General features: G+C 30.8%; 30 protein-coding genes and 1 tRNA gene. 16 read left to right on the forward strand and 15 right to left on the reverse strand.

What is annotated here, in order from left to right:
* Positions 1-25: 25 nt before the first annotated feature.
* From JJ842_07135 to JJ842_07155, 5 genes are all read left to right on the forward strand, one after another.
* Positions 26-1258, forward strand: coding sequence for an NAD(P)/FAD-dependent oxidoreductase (locus JJ842_07135; GenBank protein ID MBO6971685.1), 1233 nt, complete (start codon positions 26-28; stop codon positions 1256-1258).
* 116 nt (positions 1259-1374) lie between these two features.
* A complete protein-coding gene (locus JJ842_07140; protein MBO6971686.1) occupies positions 1375-2124 on the forward strand; it encodes a GAF domain-containing protein in 750 nt (249 codons plus the stop codon).
* Positions 2125-2212: 88 nt separating this feature from the next.
* The gene (locus tag JJ842_07145; protein MBO6971687.1) at positions 2213-2698 is read left to right on the forward strand and encodes a DUF2214 family protein; all 486 of its coding nucleotides are present in this window, start codon (positions 2213-2215) and stop codon (positions 2696-2698) included.
* On the forward strand, positions 2695-3231 hold the full coding sequence (locus JJ842_07150) for a DUF1643 domain-containing protein (GenBank protein ID MBO6971688.1): 537 nt from the start codon (positions 2695-2697) through the stop codon (positions 3229-3231). The genes JJ842_07145 and JJ842_07150 overlap by 4 nt, the downstream gene beginning before the upstream one ends.
* Before the next feature lie 296 nt (positions 3232-3527).
* Complete coding sequence (locus JJ842_07155; GenBank protein MBO6971689.1) at positions 3528-4259, forward strand: pirin family protein; 732 nt, start codon at positions 3528-3530, stop codon at positions 4257-4259.
* 14 nt (positions 4260-4273) lie between these two features.
* Here the strand turns inward: JJ842_07155 and JJ842_07160 are convergent, their stop codons facing one another.
* A complete protein-coding gene (locus JJ842_07160) occupies positions 4274-4588 on the reverse strand; it encodes an MATH domain-containing protein (GenBank protein ID MBO6971690.1) in 315 nt (104 codons plus the stop codon).
* Between the two features lie 86 nt (positions 4589-4674).
* Positions 4675-6105, reverse strand: a complete 1431-nt coding sequence (locus tag JJ842_07165; GenBank protein MBO6971691.1) for a UDP-N-acetylmuramoyl-L-alanine--D-glutamate ligase — start codon at positions 6103-6105, stop codon at positions 4675-4677.
* Positions 6106-6204: 99 nt separating this feature from the next.
* On the opposite strand from JJ842_07165, the gene JJ842_07170 reads away from it, so the two are divergent.
* The gene (locus JJ842_07170; protein ID MBO6971692.1) at positions 6205-6471 is read left to right on the forward strand and encodes a hypothetical protein; all 267 of its coding nucleotides are present in this window, start codon (positions 6205-6207) and stop codon (positions 6469-6471) included.
* Here the strand turns inward: JJ842_07170 and JJ842_07175 are convergent.
* A complete protein-coding gene (locus JJ842_07175; GenBank protein MBO6971693.1) occupies positions 6466-7395 on the reverse strand; it encodes an SDR family NAD(P)-dependent oxidoreductase in 930 nt (309 codons plus the stop codon). The genes JJ842_07170 and JJ842_07175 overlap by 6 nt on opposite strands.
* Before the next feature lie 108 nt (positions 7396-7503).
* Positions 7504-8253, reverse strand: coding sequence for an NAD-dependent DNA ligase (locus tag JJ842_07180; GenBank protein ID MBO6971694.1), 750 nt, complete (start codon positions 8251-8253; stop codon positions 7504-7506).
* Between the two features lie 276 nt (positions 8254-8529).
* Here JJ842_07180 and JJ842_07185 point away from each other — a divergent pair, with 276 nt between their 5' ends.
* Together JJ842_07185 and JJ842_07190 are read left to right on the forward strand one after the other, a co-directional pair.
* A complete protein-coding gene (locus tag JJ842_07185; GenBank protein MBO6971695.1) occupies positions 8530-9684 on the forward strand; it encodes a DNA photolyase in 1155 nt (384 codons plus the stop codon).
* Positions 9685-9820: 136 nt separating this feature from the next.
* Entirely contained in the window at positions 9821-10372 is a 552-nt protein-coding gene (locus JJ842_07190) for a DoxX family protein (protein MBO6971696.1), read from the forward strand.
* Here JJ842_07190 and JJ842_07195 read toward each other — a convergent pair.
* From JJ842_07195 to JJ842_07220, 6 genes are all read right to left on the reverse strand, one after another.
* A complete protein-coding gene (locus JJ842_07195) occupies positions 10364-10537 on the reverse strand; it encodes a hypothetical protein (GenBank protein ID MBO6971697.1) in 174 nt (57 codons plus the stop codon). The genes JJ842_07190 and JJ842_07195 overlap by 9 nt on opposite strands.
* 74 nt (positions 10538-10611) lie before the next feature.
* Positions 10612-11163, reverse strand: coding sequence for a pyridoxamine 5'-phosphate oxidase family protein (locus JJ842_07200; protein ID MBO6971698.1), 552 nt, complete (start codon positions 11161-11163; stop codon positions 10612-10614).
* On the reverse strand, positions 11156-11773 hold the full coding sequence (locus tag JJ842_07205; GenBank protein ID MBO6971699.1) for a DUF1295 domain-containing protein: 618 nt from the start codon (positions 11771-11773) through the stop codon (positions 11156-11158). Before JJ842_07205 ends, JJ842_07200 begins: the two co-directional genes overlap by 8 nt.
* Positions 11774-11840: 67 nt before the next feature.
* Positions 11841-11912 (reverse strand) — tRNA-Val (locus JJ842_07210).
* Positions 11913-11960: 48 nt separating this feature from the next.
* Positions 11961-12752 (reverse strand): photosystem II S4 domain protein, encoded by a 792-nt coding sequence (locus JJ842_07215; protein ID MBO6971700.1) that lies wholly within the window; start codon positions 12750-12752, stop codon positions 11961-11963.
* The gene (locus JJ842_07220; protein ID MBO6971701.1) at positions 12753-13319 is read right to left on the reverse strand and encodes a hypothetical protein; all 567 of its coding nucleotides are present in this window, start codon (positions 13317-13319) and stop codon (positions 12753-12755) included. It abuts the gene before it with no gap.
* A gap of 99 nt (positions 13320-13418) precedes the next feature.
* Here JJ842_07220 and JJ842_07225 point away from each other — a divergent pair, with 99 nt between their 5' ends.
* The 4 genes from JJ842_07225 to JJ842_07240 all read left to right on the forward strand — a co-directional run bounded on the left by JJ842_07225 (position 13419) and on the right by JJ842_07240 (position 16806).
* Positions 13419-15005, forward strand: a complete 1587-nt coding sequence (locus JJ842_07225) for a phosphoglycerate dehydrogenase (GenBank protein ID MBO6971702.1) — start codon at positions 13419-13421, stop codon at positions 15003-15005.
* Positions 15006-15023: 18 nt separating this feature from the next.
* Positions 15024-15926, forward strand: a complete 903-nt coding sequence (locus JJ842_07230; GenBank protein ID MBO6971703.1) for a 50S ribosomal protein L11 methyltransferase — start codon at positions 15024-15026, stop codon at positions 15924-15926.
* Positions 15927-16069: 143 nt separating this feature from the next.
* Entirely contained in the window at positions 16070-16369 is a 300-nt protein-coding gene (locus JJ842_07235) for a 2Fe-2S iron-sulfur cluster binding domain-containing protein (protein ID MBO6971704.1), read from the forward strand.
* Between the two features lie 77 nt (positions 16370-16446).
* Positions 16447-16806 (forward strand): hypothetical protein, encoded by a 360-nt coding sequence (locus tag JJ842_07240; GenBank protein MBO6971705.1) that lies wholly within the window; start codon positions 16447-16449, stop codon positions 16804-16806.
* An 18-nt stretch (positions 16807-16824) separates the two neighbouring features.
* On the opposite strand, the gene JJ842_07245 is transcribed toward JJ842_07240, so the two are convergent.
* Together JJ842_07245 and rnz are read right to left on the reverse strand one after the other, a co-directional pair.
* The gene (locus tag JJ842_07245) at positions 16825-17385 is read right to left on the reverse strand and encodes a pentapeptide repeat-containing protein (protein ID MBO6971706.1); all 561 of its coding nucleotides are present in this window, start codon (positions 17383-17385) and stop codon (positions 16825-16827) included.
* Positions 17386-17459: 74 nt separating this feature from the next.
* Positions 17460-18398: a ribonuclease Z gene (gene rnz, locus JJ842_07250; protein ID MBO6971707.1), complete on the reverse strand. Its 939-nt coding sequence runs from the start codon at positions 18396-18398 to the stop codon at positions 17460-17462.
* Between the two features lie 88 nt (positions 18399-18486).
* Here rnz and JJ842_07255 point away from each other — a divergent pair, with 88 nt between their 5' ends.
* Positions 18487-19662: a SpoIID/LytB domain-containing protein gene (locus JJ842_07255; protein ID MBO6971708.1), complete on the forward strand. Its 1176-nt coding sequence runs from the start codon at positions 18487-18489 to the stop codon at positions 19660-19662.
* 2 nt (positions 19663-19664) lie between these two features.
* On the opposite strand, the gene truB is transcribed toward JJ842_07255, so the two are convergent.
* Positions 19665-20582: a tRNA pseudouridine(55) synthase TruB gene (gene truB, locus JJ842_07260; GenBank protein ID MBO6971709.1), complete on the reverse strand. Its 918-nt coding sequence runs from the start codon at positions 20580-20582 to the stop codon at positions 19665-19667.
* A gap of 142 nt (positions 20583-20724) precedes the next feature.
* On the opposite strand from truB, the gene JJ842_07265 reads away from it, so the two are divergent.
* The gene (locus JJ842_07265; GenBank protein MBO6971710.1) at positions 20725-21399 is read left to right on the forward strand and encodes a methyltransferase domain-containing protein; all 675 of its coding nucleotides are present in this window, start codon (positions 20725-20727) and stop codon (positions 21397-21399) included.
* Here JJ842_07265 and rpmA read toward each other — a convergent pair.
* Together rpmA and rplU are read right to left on the reverse strand one after the other, a co-directional pair.
* Entirely contained in the window at positions 21392-21652 is a 261-nt protein-coding gene (gene rpmA, locus JJ842_07270) for a 50S ribosomal protein L27 (GenBank protein ID MBO6971711.1), read from the reverse strand. The genes JJ842_07265 and rpmA overlap by 8 nt on opposite strands.
* 16 nt (positions 21653-21668) lie before the next feature.
* Positions 21669-22109: a 50S ribosomal protein L21 gene (gene rplU / locus JJ842_07275; GenBank protein ID MBO6971712.1), complete on the reverse strand. Its 441-nt coding sequence runs from the start codon at positions 22107-22109 to the stop codon at positions 21669-21671.
* A 144-nt stretch (positions 22110-22253) separates the two neighbouring features.
* Between rplU and kaiB the strand changes: the two genes are divergently transcribed.
* Together kaiB and kaiC are read left to right on the forward strand one after the other, a co-directional pair.
* Positions 22254-22571 carry a circadian clock protein KaiB gene (gene kaiB / locus JJ842_07280; protein MBO6971713.1) on the forward strand — a complete coding sequence of 106 codons (318 nt, stop codon included), beginning with the start codon at positions 22254-22256 and terminating at the stop codon, positions 22569-22571.
* 67 nt (positions 22572-22638) lie between these two features.
* Positions 22639-24168: a circadian clock protein KaiC gene (kaiC, locus tag JJ842_07285; GenBank protein MBO6971714.1), complete on the forward strand. Its 1530-nt coding sequence runs from the start codon at positions 22639-22641 to the stop codon at positions 24166-24168.

Consider the following 24168-nt stretch of genomic DNA (forward strand, 5'->3'; position numbering starts at 1 on the left):
TTGAAGCATATTAAATAATAAGCTTTTGGAACCTTTTGATTTAGCAGTTGTAGGTGGCGGTGCAGCTGGTTTTATGACAGCAATAACTGCTGCGGAAAATGGAGTAAAAAGAATAATAATTCTCGAAGGCACTTCAAAACTTATGGAAAAAGTAAGGATTAGTGGAGGGGGAAGATGTAACATCACTAATGCGACATGGATTCCAAATGAACTTGTTGAGAATTACCCCAGAGGTGGAATTCAGCTCTTGGAATCATTTAATCGTTTTGCAGCTGGAGATGTATATGATTGGTTTGAGAAAAAAGGGTTAAAATTAAAAATTGAGGAAGATCTAAGAGTATTCCCTGTTTCTAATTGTTCTTCGGATGTTATTGATTGCTTGAGAAAAAGTGCCTTATCAAAAAACGTGGAGATATTAACAAAATTTTTTGTAAAAGAAATTTCAAAAACTCCAGACAATATATTCAATATTTTTAGTCTAAAAAAAACAAAGGTAACTTCAAAAAATATTATTCTTTCAACTGGAGGTAATCCTAGCGGATATAAATTAGCTCAAAACCTTGGGCACAACATTGTTAAACCTGTACCATCGCTTTTTACTTTTTCTACAAAAGAACCAAATTTGGATGAATGTAGTGGGGTATCGATAAAGGGTATAGATATTGAAATTAAATTAAACAATAAGAATTTTCAAAATAGAGGCGATTTACTAATAACTCATTGGGGTTTTAGTGGGCCAGCAGTTTTAAAACTTTCATCAATTGCAGCAAGAGAACTTTATAGCCAAAAATATAAATTTAATCTAATCATTAAATGGTCTACTTTAAATTATAAGGAGTTAAAAGAAAAAGTTAACTATTTGAGATTAAATAAAGGCAAGGTGAATTTAATTAATAGTAGACCGGTGCCACTATTAACAAAAAGATTATGGATTTTTTTATTAAATAAAATAGGTATTGATAAAGAGAAAAAGTGGGCTTATTTACTTGCGGATGAAAGAGAGAAAATGATAAATATTCTTATGAGTGACAAATATATAATTTCGGGCAAAGGACCATTTGGAGAGGAATTTGTTACTTCTGGAGGCGTAAAAATTAATGAAGTAAATTTTAAAACTATGGAGAGCTTAATTTGTCCAGGGTTATTTTTTTCTGGAGAAGTCTTAGATGTTGATGGGATAACAGGTGGATTTAATTTTCAACATTGTTGGACAAGTGGATGGATCGCTGGGATGGCAATCTCAAAGTTAAATCATTAAGGAAAAAATCAATAAGTAACAAATCAATAAGTTTATCTTTTTTTTATTAAGTATTAGAAGGAAAAAGTTTTTTGAAGAAAATTTAATTTTAAAGTTTTAATTATTGGTGAAGATCAATGCAGAATCTTGTATCAAAAAAAGAAGAAGAGGAAAGAAGATTAAAAGCTTTAGCAGAATATAGGATTTTAGGAACCAAGCCAGAATCATGTTATGACGATATTACAAAGATTGCTGCTACAACATGTAATGTGCCTATTTCTTTAATGACTTTGGTAGACAAAGATAAACAATGGTTTAAATCCAAAATAGGACTTCAAATATCAGAAACTAGAAGAGATTGGTCTTTTTGTACCCATGCAATAAGAGAAAATAGTCCGTTAATTATTCATGATGCTTTCCAAGATGAAAGATTTATAAATAATCCATTAGTAACAGGAGATCCCAAGATTCGTTTTTACGCAGGTTTTCCCCTTAGAAATAGTGATGGTAATAAACTTGGAACTCTTTGTGTAATAGACAGAAAGCCAGGAAATCTAACTACAAAACAATTCAATATTATGGAATTATTATCCAAGCAAATAGTTTCATTTTTAGAGCTTAGAAAAAAATCATTGAACTTGCTAGATGCATTATCTAACTTGCACAAACAAGAAGGTATTTTATCTGTATGTTCATATTGCAGAGAAGTAAAAAATAAGGAGGGCGATTGGATGCATTTAGAAAAATACCTTTCGAAAATTAGTGATATTAGATTCAGTCATGGGGTTTGTGATAATTGCATGGAAAAACATTTTCCAGATGTAATCGAAGTATGGAATAAAAAGGATTTTTTTGAAGATGGTCAAAAAAGGTTTTTAGAGTCCTAGATTCAATACCTAGCTTTTTATTGTTTAATCTATTTTCTAAACAAATTCTTTATTTGGTGGTTAGTATTGTATAAATTTTGACTAGAAAATGTTATTAGGAACTTTATTAACAGGTGAAATTGCTAAAAGTGCATTAGTTGCATATGTTCATTATTTAGGAATTATATTATGTTTCGGTTCTCTTTTGTTTGAAAGATTGACTCTCAAAGTAGGTCTTAATAAAAATGAGACAATCTCAATGATAATTGCAGATGTTGTTTATGGTTTAGCAGGAGTTGCAATATTAGTTACTGGTATTTTACGTGTTAAATATTTTGGTCAAGGAGGTGATTTTTATACTAGTAATCCTGTGTTTTGGATAAAGGTTTCTCTTTACATTCTGGTCGGATTACTTTCCTTATACCCAACAACAACCTATATCTTATGGGCCATTCCATTAAGTAAGAATAAATTACCTGAAATTTCAGAAAACCTAGTTAAGAGGTTTAGACTCATCATTACCACCGAATTAGTTGGCTTTGCAACAATACCTTTCTTTGCAACTCTTATGGCTAGAGGTGTAGGTTTAGGTTGAAAAATTTATTTCTAGAAAGAAATTGTTCAATAAGTGCTAACAAACTATATAGATGGAGTTTAAGTTATAAAATTTCTAAATCAACAAAGGAAATTATTTTTATTGGTTTAAACCCATCACTATCCGATGAATTTTTCTTAGATAATACAACAAAAAAGATAATCAAAATTTCGAAAAATAATAATTATGGCAAAGTAAAATTAATCAATCTATTTGCTCTAATTTCAAGCAACCCAGATAAACTTTTAAATCATAAAAACCCTGTGGGTTATCTAAACAATAATAATATTTATAAGAACTTAAAACACTGGTCTGAAAATAAAAATTGTGATTTATGGTTAGGCTGGGGTAATAAAGGGGAATTTCTAAAAAGAAATAAAAGAATATCAAAAAAAATAATGCAATATAACTCAATTAGGAAAAATAATTTTGATAATCCTCTTGGACCGCTTTTAATTAAGAAAACAATCAAAGATAATCCAATACACCCTCTATATTGTTCTGATAATTCCATCCTTCAATCCTATTTTTAGGTAGTAAAGCTCTAATACAAACCAGTATTTTTAGCTATTCTATTAAAAATGTGTTAATTTCTATTTGTTAAGTTAACCTTTTATGAAAATTTCAAAGCAATTGAATAAATTAAAAAACTTGAATGTTGAGGCAGAAAAATGTTCTACAAGAGAAGAAGCAAAAAAAATAATTAATAAAGCAAATAAAGCACAAAGTAAAATTAACAAATAAATAAAAGTAATCTACCTAATTCATAATTTATAATTTCAAAAATATTAAATTTATACAAATACACCTTATTTATTTCTTATTAATTATGTCTTTGAAAATAATTAAGATAAGGAAATCTCACGAAAGATTTAGATCGACTAGAGAATGGCTAAATTCGATGCATTCATTTTCTTTCGCAGAGCATAGAGATCCAAAATGGAATAATTTTGGGAAAATTAGAGTTATAAACGAAGATATTATTTCTCCTAATTCAGGATTTAATACACATTCTCATGCAAATATGGAAATAATTACTGTCGTAACAAAAGGAGCAATAACTCATAGAGACTCGTTAAACAATCTTGGAAAAATTCATAAAGATGAAGTACAAGTGATGTCTGCAGGTACTGGAATCTCACATAGCGAGAAGAATGAAGAAAATGAGACCTGTAAGTTGTTTCAAATTTGGATATACCCTCAAAAAGAAAATATCAAACCTCGATATGATCAAATTTCATTAAATGAAAAGTTGTGGGACAATCTTATTTTTAATTACAAAAACGGTAAAAATAATAAGCTTTTTCTAAACCAAAGTATCTCTTTATGGCGTTGTAAATATAAGTCTATTAAAGAAAAAAAATTGCCATTAAAAATCGATAAATATAATTGGATACAAATAATTGAAGGTAATCTTTTATTAAAAAGTAAAGACTCTAATTCGAATATATGTCTTGAATCTGGAGATGGCTTGGGTTTTGAAGTTAATAATTATGATGATGTATTTATAGATACTGAAAAAGACCTAGATTTCCTCTTGTTTTCGATGCCTTCTTTATAATTTATTCGATACTTTTACCCATCAACTCCTTTATTAAATGCATTTAAAGCTTGTAAAGCCATATTAAGGTGAACTTCCATAGCACCAAGAGCAATTAATGAATTTGGTGATTTATCTTTTAGTAAATTCTCTTTTCTTTTTGATAACTCATTAACTACCTTCTTAGTTGAAGCTTCCCAATTGTTTATTAACTCTTCAAATTCTCTTTTTTCGGGGCTTTCTATTTCTGCTAATTCATCAGTAAAATGAGCATCCTTCTGTGCCTTAAGCATCAAGAAACTTAATTTTTTATGACTTATTGCTTGAGGTAAATTGTTAGATTCACTCATTAGTAGTAATTAGTTTATAGTCAAAATCTAACTAATTAAGTGAATATTCGCTAGAGGGTAAACGGTTGTGATGACCGACCTGAAAATTACGAAATGATACTTGAACAAAAAATGAATTTATTAACCTTTAATTTTTCACTTATTAGTTTCTTGAAATAATCTCCACGCTCTTCATAATTTTTAAATTGATCAAAACTAGAGCATGAAGGTGAGAATAATAATGTTCCAACCCTATTATTTTGTAAATAATCAAAAACAAAATTTAAAAGCTCTTTTAGTTCTGAAAATTCAAAAATATTTTTTTTAAATCCTTCATTGATAAGCGCCATTTTTAGGACTTTTGAGCTTTCTCCAAAAAGGAAAACACATTTAACTTTTTTCTTTAAAACTTTTATCCACTCACTATATTCATTGCCTTTTAATCTACCCCCAGCAATGATTATGATTTGACCTTTAATTGAACTTATCCCCGCAATAGATGAGTCAAAATTTGTAGCTTTACTATCATTAATGATTTCCAGATCATTATTTTTATAAATTGTTTCCATCCTATGGGGTAATTGTTTGTAATTAGATAGAGAATCATTAATCTTCTTACCAGATAATCCAACTTTTCTTGCTGCTGCAATTGCCAATAATAGATTTTGGAGATTATGCATTCCTTTTAAAGAAAAATGTTCAAGTTTGAATAATTTCTTCCCTCTCTCAACAATGTATGCTTGATTATCTATCCAATAATCGCAATGAATAAGATTTGATTTATCGAATCTAGTTGTTATCCAAATCCCTCTTGATAGCGAACTGTAGTGATTTCTTAGGTTTTTATCGTCATAATTATAAATTCTAAAATCAGATTTTTCTAACAAGCTTTTTTTTATGTTGAAATAGTTTTCAAGTGTTTTATGCCTTTCAAGATGATCTTCTGTGAAGGTTGTCCATATTCCAATATTAGGTTTTACTTCTGGAGATATTTCTATTTGATAACTGCTTAATTCAGCTACAACCCAATCAATTTTTTCATGTTTTTTGGAGTGAGCATATTTACACAAAGGTGTACCAATATTTCCAGCAAAAGGAGCATATAATCCAGTATCGCAGAGTATATGGCTTAGTAGATGAGTAACAGTAGTCTTGCCATTAGTGCCAGTAATACCTATCCAATTTGTGTCTTTTAAAATTTCCCATGCAACATTAATTTCTCCAATTACATTAATTCCCTTTTTTTTTAATTTAATAATAGTTATATGGTCATAAGGTATTGATGGACTTACAACAACAGATTCGATCTCTTTCACAAAAGGTTGAATTTCTTCAAATACAAATTCTTTGTTTAGAGAAACTATTATATTAAGCTCTTCTAATGCTGTTTTTCTTTCTACGAATTCTTTCCCATCTTTACTTTCCCAAACAATTACTCTCTTATTGATGCTTCTCAAATACTTGGCAGCCCAAAATCCAGATTTACCTAATCCAATTACAAGATTAATATTTCTTTTACTTGAATGATTATCTATCATTAAATTTATAATTGCATTTATATTAATTGTGTTTAAGGGGTAATTCAATCATGAGATTTTCTTCAGTATTTATAGTATTCGCCCAACAAAAGTTAAATAATGGAAGATAATACTGCAAAATATTGGTTCTCTTGGTTTTATGAAAATTGGGAGAAAAATGCTCCAGGTGAATTAATTGAACAGGGTTTAACCCCGTCTCAGATTGCTGAGCGCTTTGTTAATGAAAACCATGATAGTTTTATTCAATTGTCAAAAAAAATTGATGAAAAAAATTATGATGCCTTAACAGAATTTATGAAACTCTCAGAGAGTGAATTACATATCTTGAAGTATTTTCTAAAGTTAGTAAAAATGAAAAATTTATAAGAAGTTATTAAGTATTTCGAGGCTTTTTTCCCATAAATTTTTTCTTTCTTTTTTATTCATGGCGAAAGGAGAAGTAGGGGATAGTTTTGGATGACCTCTGAAATTAAATCTAGGACCATAATGATCACCGCCTCTTGCGTCTGGTGAAGTGGCTGCAAAAAGTTGAGGTAATGCACCCATCTCAGCAGTTTGAAAAATAGGGCTAAATAATTCCAATGAGAATGTTTCTAATGGCCCAGGGTTAGGTTTTTGAGCAGTAAAGAGATTTGTTTTTGCAATTCCTGGGTGAGCAGCTAAAGACAGTATATTTTTGTGCTTTAAGTTCTCATTTAGTTCCAAAGCAAACATTACATTTGCCAATTTGCTATTGGAGTAAGATTCCCATTTGTTGTAATAGGTCTCGGCTTTCAGATTTTTCCAACCAACTTTGCCAAAAAATTGTGCTCCGGAAGTAACCGTCACTATTCTAGATTCTTCTTTTTTTTCAATAATTGGAAGTAGCTTTAGAGTCAAAAGCATGTGAGCTAGATGATTAACTGCAAATTGTATTTCATATCCCTGGGCACTAAGAGTTTTAGGCGGATGCATAATACCTGCATTATTGATTAATAAATCCAAATTTTCAAAATTATCAAAAATTTTGGACTGAACTTCAACAATATTATTTAAATCTGACAAATCTAATTCTAAAGGTGTAAATAATCCTTCAGGATTAAGACCTTTAAGTTTTTTGATAGTTTGATTAGCTTTTTCAAGCGATCTACAAGCTATAACAACATGAGCATCTTTTTCTGCTAAGGCCTTTGCAGTGTAGTATCCAAGACCACTATTAGCACCAGTAATTAGCGCTGTTTTGCCTGCAAGGTTTGGAATATTAGATGTTTCCCAGTTAGAGATTTTAGGTCTTGAAATAGTGGCAGTCATTTAGTAATCCTGCAAATTGCTTTGGAATTTAACCAAAATTTAATTACTTTTCCACTGTAAATACTGGAAGTCAGTATCGTGAGCTCTTTTTGAAGGTACTATTTAATATTATTTTTGAATTGCATATTGCCATTCTTTATTTTGAGATAAACTTTTCTCTCTATGTAACTGTAATTTCCTACTATTTATTTTTATAACTATCCCATTAGTTGGATATTTCGCAAATATTTTTCTCTCTAACCAATTTTTTTTATATATTTGGATTTCGCTTGTATGATTTGTGAAGTAACTTTCAGGGGTGCTGAAGCCACATTTTTTAAGATAGTTAAGGGTTTCGTATTGATTAAGTCTTCCATTAAGTATTTGGAAACAGCAAAAGCGGAGACTTTCTCTAATCCCTTTCTTATCATTGAGGTATTTTCTTGTAATTCTTTGGGAAATTCCGGCAAGTTGGTTTGTAGCGTATAGTTCACCTCTAATTTGAAGATCTCGTTTGATAGGAATACAATCGGGGACATTTTTAATTTGTTTAATTTTGCTTGAGACATCTAGTCCTTTTTTTGTAATTGCTTTATTAAAATTGCCATCTATATATCTAATTGCAATAGCACAGCCATCAATTTTTGGTTGAATGCTTAATCTTGTTTTGGTTAATAAACTTTTCAAAAATTCTTTATAGTTTTTTTTAGCTAATTTTGGCAAAAGTTTATTATTTTTTTGATTAAAGAAGTCAGGTTCTGGATCAACAGGAATAAAGAGCTTTTCAAGTTGCTCAAATGCACCATCCGAAATTATGCCTTGACCTATTCTGTATTGTTCATCAAGATACTTAACATCTCTCATTAATAAATTATTCATAATAATTTTGATAAATATTTAAAACTTTTTAGAAAAAATCATTTAAATAAAGATTTGAAAATTAAAATTAGATTAAAAAAGTAATTGACCACTAAATATCCTCCTACGCAGAGAGCGATTTAAGAGTATAAAATGAACGAATTAATAGTTTAAATTAAATACTTCAATCAAACATATTTACTTAAAGGTGAAATAGAAAGTTTTGAGGATTAATTTGCAAACAAATTTTTGAAATTTCTATCAATACAAAAAAAAATTTTTTACAGTTATCAGAAAATGTCATTTTTATTAAAAGCTCAAAATACCTGGGAAAATTTTGCGAAATACAAAATTAATGATTATGCAAAATTAAGAAATTTTGATTTTGGGCCAAATAACGAAAGCTCAGTTTCAAAATTATCGCCTTTCATTACACATAGAATTTTATCGGAATATGATCTGATTCATGATATTAAAAGTAAGTATAAAATCAAAAATTCAACTAAATTTGTTGAAGAAATATTTTGGAGAGTTTACTGGAAAGGGTGGATGGAAAATAGACCTAAAGTTTGGAGAAATTTTATTTCAGAAAACAATATCGATTTTGATTATGAGCTATATGAAAGTGCAACTAATGGCAATACAGAATTAGATTTTTTTAATTCTTGGGTCCATGAATTAAAGCAGTACAACTATTTGCATAACCATACAAGAATGTGGTTTGCGAGTACTTGGATATTTAATTTAGGCCTTCCATGGCAATTGGGAGCAAAGTTTTTCTTTAAATATCTTTTTGATGGTGATGCTGCATCTAATCTCCTTAGCTGGAGATGGGTCGGAGGATTGCAAACAAAGGGAAAACAATATCTTTTTTCATCATCAAACCTCAGAAAATTTTCAAATAATAGATTTAATACAGAAAAAATCAGTAATCAACAAATTTTTCTTGAAGAATCTAATCAAATACCATTAGAAGATGAGATTTATAAAAATGATATGCATCCTAAATCAGATAATCTGATTATGTTTGAAAATGATCTGCACCTTGCAACCCTTAAAAATTTACTTACAAGCTATAAAAAAGTATTTATTATCCTTTTAAAAAATGAACAAAGACAAATTAAATTGTCTGAATCTGTTTTGAAATTTAAACAAGATTTGGTCTCTGAATTTGTAGAGGATTTTGATAATGTTGAACAGATTGATACTTATTCACTGAAAAATACTTTTAAAAATACCAACGAAATAGACATTATTTATCCTGGAGTGGGAGAAAATTACGATTTCATAACTGATTTTAAAAATTTACACCATAAAAAAATTTTTAACCTTGTTAGAGATGAAGATTTATTTGCTTGGAAATTCGCCAAAAAAGGGTTTTTTAAATTTAAAGAAAATATTCCGAAAATCAATCATAGAATATTAGAAAATTATTCAAAAAATAATTTTTAACTTAGTTGAATTCCTAATCAGAAAAAGAATTCATTAGACAACTAAGTATAAATACTTAATTAGGCGCAACTTTTGCCGTTTAATCCACGATGGATACTGTGACTAGTTATTTTTACTTAAGGATAATTTTTTTATAGTGCTTTCAACAATTCTTACCAAGTCGTTTAGCAAAGATACTGCTTTATTAATTCTTAGAGTTATAACTGGAACTGTTCTCATTCACCACGGCTATGAAAAATTAGCAAATATAGAAAATTTCGCTGATGCTTTTGTCAGACCTTTACATCTTCCATTCCCAATATTTTTATCATACATTGCGGCATTCTCTGAAATAGGCGGTAGTTGGCTACTAATTATCGGCTTAGCTACAAGATTCGGGGCTTTGGCAATTGTGGGAACAATTTCTGTTGCTATATACCATGCACTTGTTACTTCAGGTTTTAATATTTTCTTACTAGAGCTTTTACTATTGTATTTCGCTTCTGCGACTTCAATTGCACTAACAGGCCCTGGTAATTTTTCCTTAGATGAAGTCATTATTAGAATTTTGAGATCAGAAGATGAAGAGGAAATCATTCCTTCAAAAAAATCAATAAATTCTAAGGAAGTTGAAGTTAAAGATGAAACAAGTAAAGGTGGCTTATTTCAATTTCTTCAAGCGAACATACTTTCAGATACTTCAAGCTAACTTCTTAGGATAAAGATTATTTATAAGTTCTAACCTTTTTCTATAGCTGTTTCTCTTCTCAAGCTTTATCTTAATTGTTGCTTCAGAAAGACTTATAAATAGCCCTATAGCAGTCACCCAAGATAAAAAAATAAAAGGGTTTTCTGGAATTTCTGAGATATTCATATGAATAATACTTCTTTTTTAAAACTGACTGATCACTATATGTTTTTCAACCTAAGTATACAATTTAGAAATATTTAAGGATTAATTTCAACTTTTTCCCATTTCTTTCCCTTTTCCCAAAGATATCTTTTATGAACAGGCTGTTCTAATTTAAGAAGATCTACTGAATCGATTTCAAAATTTAGAACTACAAAATTTTCTGACTTGGGAAAATTGGATGATATTTCATAAGCAGATTGGACTTTTGGTTTTATTTTCTCTCCAGGAGATCCCCAAAACCAAGAAGATTTTGATTTTTCTGATAATAAATCCCAATAATTTTTGTTATCACTTAATTCATGTATTTTTCCTTTGAATCTATATTGTGATTTGGTTTTCAAAAAGAACCATAATATTTCTGCATTAGGGTTGGATTTTAAATGTCCAATTTTTTCACTTCTTCTATCTGTAAAAATAATCATTGAACTATCTTTATGCCATCCTCTGAAAACAACTGTCCTTAATCTTGGCTCATTTTCTTTGCTCACTGTTGCAAGCTGTATCCATCTATTAGAGGGTGATTTGCCCTCTTTTTTTCTAGAAGATTTTAAATCTTGCCTCCAACTGGGTAAATTGTTATCAGGCATTTAATTTGGGCAATATAAGACCACTTTTCTTTTTGTATTCTTCGAATGAATCATATTTTGAGAGCGATTTATCTTTTTTTATCATTCTTGGCAGAAAAACTATAGAGAAAAATATTGCAAGAATTACTAATGGTATGAAACTCATTGAAAGTATGGCGAATGATAGATAAATTAGTATTTCTCCTAAATAATTTGTATTCCTTATATTTTTGAAAAATCCTTCTTTAATTAGATCTTTTTTTAATTTAAGAGAAAAATATTTTTGGGCATCACTAGCAAAGTGTAGAAACACCCCAATTATATTTATAGATACAGATGCAGCTATTACAATATTTGGAACAGATTTCTGAGATGAGATAAGAATGTAGGGAGCTACCCAGTAACTTCCAAGGAAAATAAAACCAGTAACTGAAGTTAAGAAATTGATTTTTTCTTTAAAATAAGGATCTGGGAATATCTTTTCTTTTAGAAGCCAAAGTAATCCATAAGTACCATGCAAAGCTAAATAAACGTAAGGAGCGATCGTAAAGTTATCAAAAAAAATCATAAGACCTATCACTACAAATGCTGTGAGCCCCTTATGTAGATTAATTATTTGATTAAGTTTCATCTTTTTTAATAATCTAAAAAATGAAATTATTTTCTGTGGATATAACCTAGGTCGTCAATAATTTTAATGGGCGATACTGGATTCGAACCAGTGGCCACTACCGTGTCGAGGTAGTGCTCTACCACTGAGCTAATCGCCCCAATTGAGGAATTCTAATCCCCCTAATAAGAAAATAGCAGGTTGCGTTTCATTTTCTAAGTAATTTAACTTTCCATCGTTCTCTTTTGGTTATTTCTAAATTTAGAATTTCGATAAATCCTTTATTTTCAAGTTCTAGTTTGTCGCCAATTTTTAGATTAATTGTTGGCTTATTAACTTTGTTTCCATTTAATCTGAGCATTCCATTTTCTATCCTTTCAATGATTTTGGTTCGTGACACCCTAAAACCAGCTGAAGCTATAGCATCTAATCTAGTTGAAGCTTCTACTGTATTGACAAGTTTTTTTGATCTTCCAGAAGGTATTTGTAATTCATCTAAATCTACTACATTAACTTTTACTTTTACGTCTCTTAAATAAAAAATCTTTTCATCTAGATGCTTAATATTTGAATTATCAATTATCCCTTGTGCTCCCCTATCGCCAATAGTCCATATATCTCCAACTTTTATTTGATTAACCCCATTTTCAATTAAGAGGGATCTAAAGTCGTCTTGTGTAGCATTATCAAATAAAAAATTTCCATTAATTTTTATCCCTTGAGCTGGAAAATTACTTTTTAGCGCACCCTCTTCAGGAATATTATCTCCTCTAAAGCAAGCTATCCTAGATCTTTGAGAAGAGGAGAATCCTCCATAAATAAAAAATTTGAAATCATTTAAATTTTCAAAATCTTTTAAAATCTCTTCGCAAACATAAGTTGAATTAAACCCAGTCCAATAAGTTTCCCAGTGTTTGTAGGCTAAGTTGGCCATATTTATTAATTCCTCAGTTTCTTTTTTGTAGTTTGAATTTATTAAGATCTCTTTTAAGTCAATCATTTAGCCTTCTAAAAAAATTATATCTTTTGCTTCTGATTGTTTTATCAAAGCCCATGGTAATTCAGCCCCAATTTGATTCTCAAGTAGAACAAGCCATTTACCCTCTTTATTAAAATTAATGATTGATCTTAACTCTTTATTTCTATTAATGTTGATACTTGCGGAAGAAACAATGCTTCCTAAATATCCTGAACCCATTCCTAAAAGACCTCCAATTAATGATTCCCCGATGTTATTTAAACCAAGAAAGCTGAAGGTAGATAAATTTGTCATATTAGAAAAAGCTATTCCAGCTATAAACCCAAATGGCATTAGCCATCTACTCATATCTTTTTGTCTGATCTTTCTATCAAGTTTAGGATTTAAGATTCTTATTTCTTCAAAATTTTGAGATTTGAATAAGATATTTGCTTTCGCATTGAACAATTCTGCTTCGACTGATGATATTTTCTCACTTTTTGGTGGGATCAAAATAGCTTCAGAGAGCATTACTGATTTTTCTTTGAAAACATCAAATAGCTGGATACATTTATCAATGTCTTCAAATATCACAATACTTTTAGTCAAATTTCAATCCTCAAATGTTTGTGTGTTATTCAAATTAATAAAATAAGATACATACACTATAGATTAAGTTAAAGTAAAAGATTAAAGAACCAATCTTAAATGACAAAAGTTCTCATTACAGATCCAATTGATCAAACAGGAATCGATATTCTTTCACAAGTTGCTCAGGTTGATCAGAAGATAGGAATCTCAGACTCTGAGTTGGCTTCCATTATTAAAGATTATGATGCTTTAATGATTCGCTCAGGTACTCAAGTGACTGAAGAAATTATTAACTCTTCAAGTAAACTGAGAATAATTGGAAGAGCAGGAGTTGGAGTAGACAATGTAGATGTCAAGGCTGCCACGCAAAAGGGAGTTCTAGTTGTTAATTCTCCAGGAGGTAATACGATAGCTGCTGCTGAACATACAATAGCTATGATGTTGGCCTTATCTAGAAATATTCCAGTTGCTAATAGTAGTACTTTGTTGGGTAAATGGGAAAGAAAGAAATTTGTTGGGAATGAGCTTTATAAGAAAAAATTAGGTGTAGTAGGTTTAGGGAAAATTGGTGCTCATGTAGCGAAAGTTGCTAATGCATTAGGAATGGAAGTTTACGGATATGATCCCTTTGTCTCAACTGAAAGAGCTCAACAAATACAAGTTAAGCTATCTGAACTAGAGGATTTATTTCAACAATCCGATTATGTAACTTTGCATTTACCTAGGACACCAGAGACAGAGAATTTAGTAAATATGAAGGTGCTTAAAAGTATGAAAAGTAGCGCAAAATTAATTAATTGTGCTCGAGGAGGCTTGATTGACGAAGAAGCATTAGCAGAGGCTTTAAATAAATCATTTATTGGAGGGGCTGCAATAGATGTCTTTTCAAAAGAACCTCTGGAATCTAATTCACCACTTTTGAAGGTAGAAAAGAATCTTATTCTTACCCCTCACTTAGGAGCATCTACTCGGGAAGCACAAGAAAATGTAGCTGTTGACGTTGCAGAACAAATCAGAGATGTCTTGCTTGGCTTATCAGCGAGAACTGCAGTAAACATACCAGGTTTGAGCCCTGATATTATGGATAGTCTAAAACCTCATTTGCAATTGGCTGAAACAATGGGTCTACTTATAAGCCAGCTTGCAGGTGGACAGATACAGAAACTAGAAGTAAAGCTTCAAGGTGAATTTGTTCAACACCCTTCACAGCCATTAATTATTGCAAGTCTAAAAGGTCTTCTAAGTAAAGCTTTGGGAGATAGGATCAATTATGTGAATGCTTCTCTAGAAGCAGATTCAAGAGGTATTTCAGTAGTCGAGAGTAAAGATGAGGCAAGGCCTGAATTTGCGAGTGGATCGCTTCAATTAACTACTTATGGTGATAATGGCGACCATAGTGTAGCGGGAAGCATTTTTGCTGATGGGGAATTAAGAATTATTAGTATTGATCAATATCCTGTTAATGTATCGCCCAGTAGATATATGTTGGTTACTAGGCATAGAGATATGCCTGGTATTATTGGCAAGCTTGGTTCTTTATTGGGGAGCAATAATGTAAATATTGCCTCAATGCAAGTTGGGCGCAAAATTGTTAGAGGAGAAGCTGTTATGGTTCTAAGTATTGATGATCCAATCCCTAATAAGTTGCTTGACACAATTGTTGAAGTCGAGGGAATTACTAACGCTAATCCAGTTACTTTATAAAAAGATTGAACCTATATAATGGCAACAAAAGATTGGTATAAACTTACTTTTCAGATAGGAAGTGATTCAGAAGAAATTATTATTTGGAAATTAAACGAGCTGGGAATCTTTAGTTTTTCATTTGAATATTTAGTAAAAAATGAAAACAAAAAAGACGTTAATATATGGCTTCCAATTGATGAATGGGACGATATTTCTAGATCTAGTTTTGAACAAATAATTAGCAAACTTTTAAACATTAATTCCTCTAAGAATCAATTTTTTGAATGGAGTATAATTAAAGAGGAGGATTGGTTGACAAGCTGGAAGAAATATTGGTCCCCTGAATTAGTAGGAAACCATTTTTTAATATTACCTTGTTGGATAAATCTAAATGAAAAATTTAAAGATAAACAAATCATAAAAATTGATCCTGGAGCAGCTTTTGGCACTGGAGGCCACCCTTCGACATATCTATGCTTGGAAAGAATGGAAAATATTTTATTTTCTAATAAAAAGGTTTTAGATATTGGTAGTGGTAGCGGGATTTTGAGCGTTGCCGCAAGATTGCTTGGTGCTAAGGGGGTTTGTGCAGTGGATAATGATTATCTAGCTATAAATTCAACTAACTCTAATTTTCAACTAAATTTCGGTAATTTAAGAAACTTAAATACATATTTGGGATCTTTTAATGAGGTGGTTTTAAAATATCAACTAAAAAATTTTGATTTTGTTTTATGTAATATTCTTGCTGAAGTAATAAAAGAAATGATTCCAAATATCTATAAATGTTTGAGAAACAATGGGGAAGTAATTTTCAGTGGAATTCTAAATTCACAAAAAGATGAAATTATAAAAATATTAATTCAAAATAACTTGAAATTATTGGATGTATCAACTAGAAAAGATTGGGCATGCATTTATGCTCAAAAATCCAGCTAATCAACCCAGACATAAGTTTTTCTTATAAATACTCATTAATACATTTTATTGTGTCATTTTTTACTTCAAAATCTCACATATCGACCCAATCGATGTTAAAAATGTATTTGATAGGTATTAACTACCAACAATTTTTTATTTAAATGGCTTCTTACAAAGTTACACTCATCAACGAAGGTGAAGGTCTTAATTCAACTATCGAAGTACCTGATGACCAGTACATCCTTGATGCTGCTGAAGAGCAAGGTATCGACCTTCCTTATTCCTGCAGAGCTGGAGCATGTTCAACATGTGCTGGAAAAGTTACTTCAGGTAGTGTTGATCAATCAGATCAAAGTTTCTTGGATGATGATCAACTAGAAGCTGGTTTTGTGCTTACATGTGTTGCTTATCCAACATCTGACGTAACAATTACAACTCATGCTGAGGAAGAATTGTATTAATTATAAAAAATTAACTTTTCAAAGTTGATTATTTATTATTTCTCTGCCACCCTCTATAAAGGTGGCTTTTTTTATGGATGAATAATTTTGAATTGTTTAAGACTGGCAGTGTTCAATCAAGTTATGGAGGTCAGTACAGTTATAGGGTAATTGGACCATGTTGCAGATTATATGATAGGGAAGAGTTACCCTGGCCCTGTTCAAGACTTGCTTGGAGAAGTAAGGAGCCTAGTTGGAGAAGAATAGGCTCTAGGTTCGTTGCTGATATGGCTTCACGAAAATGCCCATCTTACTCAGTTCAGATTTTGGAGCCTGGATCAAAACCTGTTGAAACTGTAATTACACTTTTTTCAAAGAAGTTTTCTTCTGATATACAAGAATGGTGGTACAGCAAAAAACCAGACTCAAAAGAGCCTGGTAATATCTTCCCATCTTAAGTTAGTTAGCTTTGAATCTTATGCTTTTGGCTTTGGTGGCATGTAACCTTTTAAGCCAGTACATTCAAGACTATCAATTGTATTAACTCCAGTTTGTGGGTTAGTTCCACTAGCTCTTTCACATAATGATTTTCTCTGAGAAAGATCAAGATTTGCATCTGTAAAATCTGCTCCATCTATAATTGCTCCATCAAAAACACTTTTCATTAGCTCACCATTTGTAAGATTCGCATCAGATAAATCAGCATTATCAAAACGTACAGCATATGCAATAAGATCTTTCATATTGGCGCTTTTGAAACTAGAATTCTTCGCAGTTGTCACGCTCATATAGGCGCCTTGAAGATTAGCCTCTCCTAAATCTTGATAAGATAAATCATATTTTACAAATTCATTATTTTGAAGATCTGCTCCATGAAGATCTTCTTTCAATCCATCCACTGATGAAGGATCACTAGGATAGAGTGCGTTTGCAGATATTGGATTAATAAGTAACCCAATAATTAATGGAAGAAAAATAAATAGTCTTTTGAAAGACTTATGTAGTGATGAAAAAATAGAGACCATTTCGATCAACATCAATATAGAAAACCTATGACTATTATTCCATGGGTTGGTCATTTACGACTCCTCTTCTAACGAACTGTTGCAGTTTATTTTATTTCTGCCGTTAGAAAATCTTTTGCAAGCTGAGTATTTGGAAAAACTTTTTGAGCTTCTTTAAGCAAATCGGTTGGTGTAATTGCGTTTTTTTTGGTATATCTTGGACTTAAATGAGTAATAATTAATTTTTTTGCGTTAGATAATAATGCTGTTTTGGCAGCCATGATTGTTGTGGAATGTAATTTTTCGTATGCCATGCTTTCATCCTCCTCTGAAAAAGTCGATTCATGTACGAGTAAATCGGCATTTTTTGATAGTGAAACAGCTGATTCGCTAAAGATTGTATCTGTGCAATAAACAAAACTTTCACCCTTTCTAGGGGGTCCACAGAATTCTTTCCCATCAAATGTCCTACCATCTGCTAATACGACTTTTTTACCTTGTTGCAGTTCTGAATAAATTGGTCCAGGTGCTATTTTTAGAGACTGTGCTTTTTTGATATCAAATATACCTGGCTTATCTTTTTCACTCACTCTATAACCATAAGCAGGTATTTTATGTTTAAGGCAGGCGCAATTTACTTTTATTTTGTTGTTTTCAAATAGAATTTTATTCTTTGATGCAAAATTTTCAACTTCCACAAAATGCAATGGGAATGATAGTTTACAAAAACTACTTTTAAGTGCTGAATTTATAAAATTCCGTAACTCTGAAGGACCGTAAATTGCAATACCATCACTATTTCCTGATAAACCTAAGGTAGCCAAAAGTCCAGGCAAACCATAAATATGATCCCCATGCATATGTGTAATAAATATTTTCTTGATTTGTGAAGATTTAATATTGCTTTTCATTATTTGATGTTGCGTTCCTTCTCCACAATCAAAAAGCCAAACTTCTGATGACTGTGATAATTTAAGCGCTAGAGAAGAAACATTTCTCGTTAAGGATGGGACTCCTGAGCTTGTTCCTAAGAAGGTGATATTCACTTATTTATGATATTTTTATTTTTATATCTGGATTAAATTTAGACTTTTAGTCAAACTTAGGCAAATTAAGCATTTGTTTTTAAACAAAGTGATACTTAAATTAAAAAATAATTATATTAAATATTGCTTTATTAGTATTTTATTTATTTGCGTTTTTCAGAGTGAGAGAGTTTTTGCTTCTAGAGAGCCAATAATTAGAGTTTTGATATCAAAGAGTAATAATTTAAGGATCAGATCAGATAAATCAATTCCTTTAACTATAGAGGGAGAAATTTTCTCAAATAAAAAAGTAAAAGGTTTAACTTTGAAAAATGAGCAAAATAGAAAAATTATATATTTTGATAAGAATAAAAAAGAACAATATGATTTAAAACATAATCAAAAATTTCAAATCAGATCTTCTGACGGGAGAGGTATTTGGGTAGGTCAGAAAAGATTTTCAGGTAAAATTAACCTCTTCATACTTGATTCTGAAATATTGGTAGTTAATGTTTTAAGAATTGAAAAATATCTTAGTAGTGTGGTTGGGGCAGAGATGCCAACAAAATGGCCTATGGAAGCATTAAAAGCACAAGCAATAGCTTCTAGAACGTATGCTTTAAAGCAAAAGGGAAATAATCTATTTGATATAGACTCAACTCAGAAAAATCAAGTTTATAATGGCTTGGAGTCAAGAACTTACAAAACCACCAGAGCTGTTAGAAGTACACGATCTTTGGTCTTAACACATAAAAATAAATTAATTAATGCTGTCTTTCATAGTAGTTCAGGAGGAATGACAGAAAATAGTCAAGATGTATGGAAGAATGAATATCATTATTTATCAAGTGTTAAAGATTTTGATAAAAAAAATCCGAAATTTAGTTGGCAAAGAAAATTTTCAAGCAAAGAATTAACAAATTTATTCCCCAATATTGGTGGATTGAAAAATATAGAGATTCTAAATATTACAAAGACAGGAAGGGTAAAAAATGTGAGGCTTTCTGGAGCTTATGGATCTTATAAAATGTCTGGGGTTGATTTAAGAAAAAGATTAGGCCTAAAAAGTAATTTGGTGAGATTTAAATTTTTTGAAGAAGATCTAAATAATGAATTATCTACAAAAAAAGGGTTAATAGTTCTTGGGCAGGGATCTGGACATGGAGTAGGAATGAGTCAATGGGGTGCAAAATATATGGCATCAAAAGGTCTAAAAGCTGAAAAAATATTAAAGCATTTTTACAGGGGTGTAGAGATTCAACCCTTCAGGAAAGACTTCCTATAAAATCATTTTGCATTAAGGACTAATTTTGGATTTATATTAGATTGCTCTTCATTTAAGAAACCTATACCAAGTAGTATTTGTTTTTTATCTATTACTTTTATAGGTTTTTTGTAGTCAAAAGATTTGTTTCCCTGGAAGTAATTAACATCAACTCTAATTGCTCTTCCTGTTTGCCAAAAATTGATTTGTTCTTCTGTACTTAAGACAAATGATGAAATGTGATTAAGAGCAGAAATTGTTGGAATAATGAAATTTTTTGAGTTTTTTTTACCTTTTTCGATATCAGATATTTTTATCGAGTTTTGTTCATCAAAGCCACAAGCTGAAATTCTTTTTAGTTGTAGAAGGCAACCCTCGGAATTAAGAATTTCACCTATATCTCTTGCAATTGCTCTTATGTATGTGCCAACTGAACATTTGATTTTTATTTCTATGATTCCGTTTATTTGGTCCCATTTCATTAAATTAAGTTCGTCTATTTTTACTTCTCTTGGGGCTAATTCAAAAACTTCATTCCTGAAGGATTTTTTATAAGCTCTCTCACCATTAACGTGCACACTAGATACTTTCGGCGGAATTTGTTTAATAATTCCTCTAAATCTATTTAAGTATTGATCTAATTTTTCATCACTGATTTTAGGCCAACTTTTTTGATTAATTATTTCTCCGTGAATATCATCAGTGTTAGTTCTTATCCCTAATTTAATTTGTCCTATGTAAGTTTTACCCTGAGGGAGATATTGAATAAATCTTGTTGCACTGCCTATCGCGATTGGTAATATCCCTGTAACTTCTGGGTCAAGAGTTCCTGTGTGACCGACCCTTTTCGTATTAAGTAACTTCCTTATTTGTTTAACACAATCATGTGAAGTACATCCTTTATCTTTATTAATTACTAAGAATCCATCTTTAGTTTCCATTTTTAATATTAAGAATACTTTGAGAAAGATTTATAACCATCCTATGATTTTGATATTGGCAATTTAGAGAAAGAAATTGAAAAACAATAATTTTATTTTAAAAGAGTTTTTAGAAAATGCTTTTAATTTGAAATCACATTTAATGGAATACTTATCTATTAGAGAATGTGATTTAGATGGATTCCTTGCAAATGCAAAGATGAATTTAGCAAATTCACATCCTGGAGATGCTTTGAATGATGTTTCAGATTTTTATACTGAAATAGTTGGAGATCGGCATGTAGCTGATTTAGCTGCTTGGCACATCACAAGCAAGGACTACATCGCTGATACGTTAAAACTTCAGCAGAGATTTTCGAGAGATTTGGTTTTAGATTTTGGAGGAGGTATTGGAACGCATGCCCTAGCTAATGCTATGTCTTCAAAAGTTGAGCATGTTTTTTTTGTAGATATTAATGAGACAAATAGAAACTTTGTTGAATACAGGGCTAAGAAATTAGGAGTCGAAAAAAAACTTACTTTTTGTAAGACAATTAAAGATACACAAATATCTAAATTTGATACGATAATTTGCCTTGATGTTTTGGAACATCTTGCTGATCCAGCTTCTCAAATTGAGATTTTCAATGAGTTTATGGATCCTAATTCTATTGCTTTATTTAATTGGTATTTTTTTAAAGGAGAAAAAAATGAATATCCGTTTCATATCGACGATATTCAAATTGTTGAAAAGTTTTTTGAGACTCTTCAATCAAATTTTTTAGAAGTATTTCATCCTATTCTTATAACTACAAGAGCTTATAAGAAAATTAGATAACTACATTAACTCTTTTTCTATTTCTTAAATTTCTTTTAATGCTTTCGAAACTTACTGTTCCTTCTTTGAGCGCAAAAAGAGTGTCATCTTTACCTTTCCCAACATTATTTCCTGGAAGGAAAGAAGTACCTCTTTGGCGAATCAAGATTGATCCAGCAGTTACTTTTTCTCCTCCATAAGCTTTCACACCAAGTCTTTTGGAATTTGAATCTCTTCCGTTTCTTGTAGAACCTGTTCCTTTTTTATGTGCCATTAGAAGTGTTTAATGTTTAATTGTTTGATTTTTCGGATTTTGGTTTAGTTTCCTTTTTTACAGTTTCCTTTTTTGAAGAAGACTTAGGAGTTGTTTTACCTATTGATATAGATTTTACCATAACTCTTGTCAGTTCTTGCCTGTGTCCCATCTTTCTTCTTGTCTTTTTTTTCGGACGCATTTTGTATACAAGAATTTTCTTATCTCTTTTATGGGAGACCACTTCTAATTCAATTTTTGCGTCTTTCACGTAAGGTTTACCTATAGTTATAGACTCTTTGTCCTTTAAAAGTAAAACTTTTTCCAGTATTATCTTGTCTTTCTCTTTTGCATTTAACCTGTCTATGTCATAGTATCTATCAACTTCGAACCAAAATTGTTGACCTGAAGTTTCTGCTATTGCATACAATTCATTACTTTCAGAAGAATTGTTTGAGGTGTTTTTAGAATTAGTCATATCTTAGAGACACCACTTGGCTCAAATTTTTAATTTGATTAAACCAAATAAGTAATCATAATGGTTTGTTTATTTTCTTATTTTGTAGTGTAATAAGTCAAGGGTTATTTAAAATCTTTTTTATCAATTGAGGAACCATATACTATGGCAGCAAGAAAAACATATATTTTGAAATTATACGTTGCTGGAAATACTCCTAATTCAATGAGAGCTTTAAATACTTTAAGAGAAATATTAGAAAATGAATTTAAAGGGGTTTATGCTTTGAAGGTTATAGATGTACTTAAGCAGCCACAACTTGCAGAGGAAGATAAAATTTTGGCTACCCCTACTTTAGCTAAAATTTTACCTCCCCCGGTACGGAAAATTATTGGTGACCTTTCTGATAGAGAGAAAGTTCTAATTGGTTTAGATCTACTTTTTGATGAATTAACAGAAACTGAATATAGTGGAGATAAATAAATTAAACCAAATCTTAAAAACAAGAAAAATGCATTTTTGTTTTTTTAAGTTTCTTTAGTACATAACTATGAAAGATAAGAAATTTGGCAAATCAAATAAGATGCAAGTACAAAAATTACCTACCGGTATAGAAGGCTTTGATGATGTTTGTAGAGGTGGGTTACCAGTATCTCGTAGTACACTCGTTAGCGGGACATCAGGGACTGGTAAAACTGTATTTTCTCTTCAATACTTACATCATGGTATTTGTAATTTCGATGAACCTGGGATCTTCGTTACATTTGAAGAATCACCTTTAGATATAATAAGAAATGCTGCTAGCTTTGGATGGGATTTACAAGAATTAATTGATCAAAATAAGTTATTTATATTGGATGCTTCTCCTGATCCTGACGGCCAAGATGTGGCGGGCAACTTTGATTTGTCAGGTCTTATTGAGAGAATTAGTTACGCAATAAGAAAATATAAAGCCAAAAGAGTTGCAATAGATTCAATTACTGCTGTTTTTCAACAATATGACGCTATTTACGTTGTTAGAAGAGAAATATTTAGGCTGATAGCAAGATTAAAAGAAATAGGTGTAACTACTGTTATGACTACAGAAAGGGTTGATGATTATGGTCCTATTGCTAGATATGGAGTAGAAGAATTTGTTTCTGATAATGTTGTCTTATTAAGAAACGTTTTAGAGTCCGAGAAGAGAAGAAGAACGTTAGAAGTTTTGAAGTTAAGAGGAACTGTTCATATGAAAGGGGAATATCCATTTACTATGGGTATGGATGGAATAAGTGTGTTTGCTCTTGGAGCAATGAGACTTACGCAAAGATCTTCAAATATTAGGATTAGTTCTGGAGTTAAAGATCTTGATGATATGTGCGGAGGCGGTTATTTTCAAGATTCGATTATCCTCGCCACGGGCGCTACTGGTACAGGTAAAACAATGCTTGTATCAAAATTTGTTGAAGACGCTTATAACAACAATGAAAGAGCAATACTTTTCGCATATGAAGAATCGAGGGCTCAATTGCTTAGAAATGCTACGAGTTGGGGAATAGACTTTGAAAAGATGGAAAGTGATGGTTTATTAAAAATTATTTGTGCATATCCTGAATCAACTGGTTTGGAGGATCACTTGCAAATTATAAAAACGCAAATTAATCAATTTAAACCAAAAAGAATGGCAATAGACTCTCTTTCTGCATTAGCCAGAGGTGTAAGTTTGAACGCATTTAGACAGTTTGTAATTGCAGTGACGGGTTATACAAAACAAGAAGAGATAGCTGGCTTTTTTACTAACACTGCAGAGGAATTTATGGGAAGCCATTCTATTACTGATTCTCATATCTCAACAATTACAGATACCATATTACTGCTCCAATATGTTGAAATAAAAGGAGAGATGGCTAGAGCTTTAAATGTTTTTAAAATGCGAGGATCATGGCATGATAAACGAATAAGAGAATTTATTATTACTAATCAAGGGCCTGAAATAAAGGATTCTTTTTCCAATTTTGAACAGATTTTTAGCGGCGCCCCTCATAGAGTTGTTCCCGATCAAAATGTTCAAAATATTTTTAAAGGATTAGATAATAATTAG

Source organism: Prochlorococcus marinus CUG1433 (assembly GCA_017644425.1).
GTDB classification, from domain to species: Bacteria; Cyanobacteriota; Cyanobacteriia; order PCC-6307; family Cyanobiaceae; genus Prochlorococcus_A; species Prochlorococcus_A marinus_U.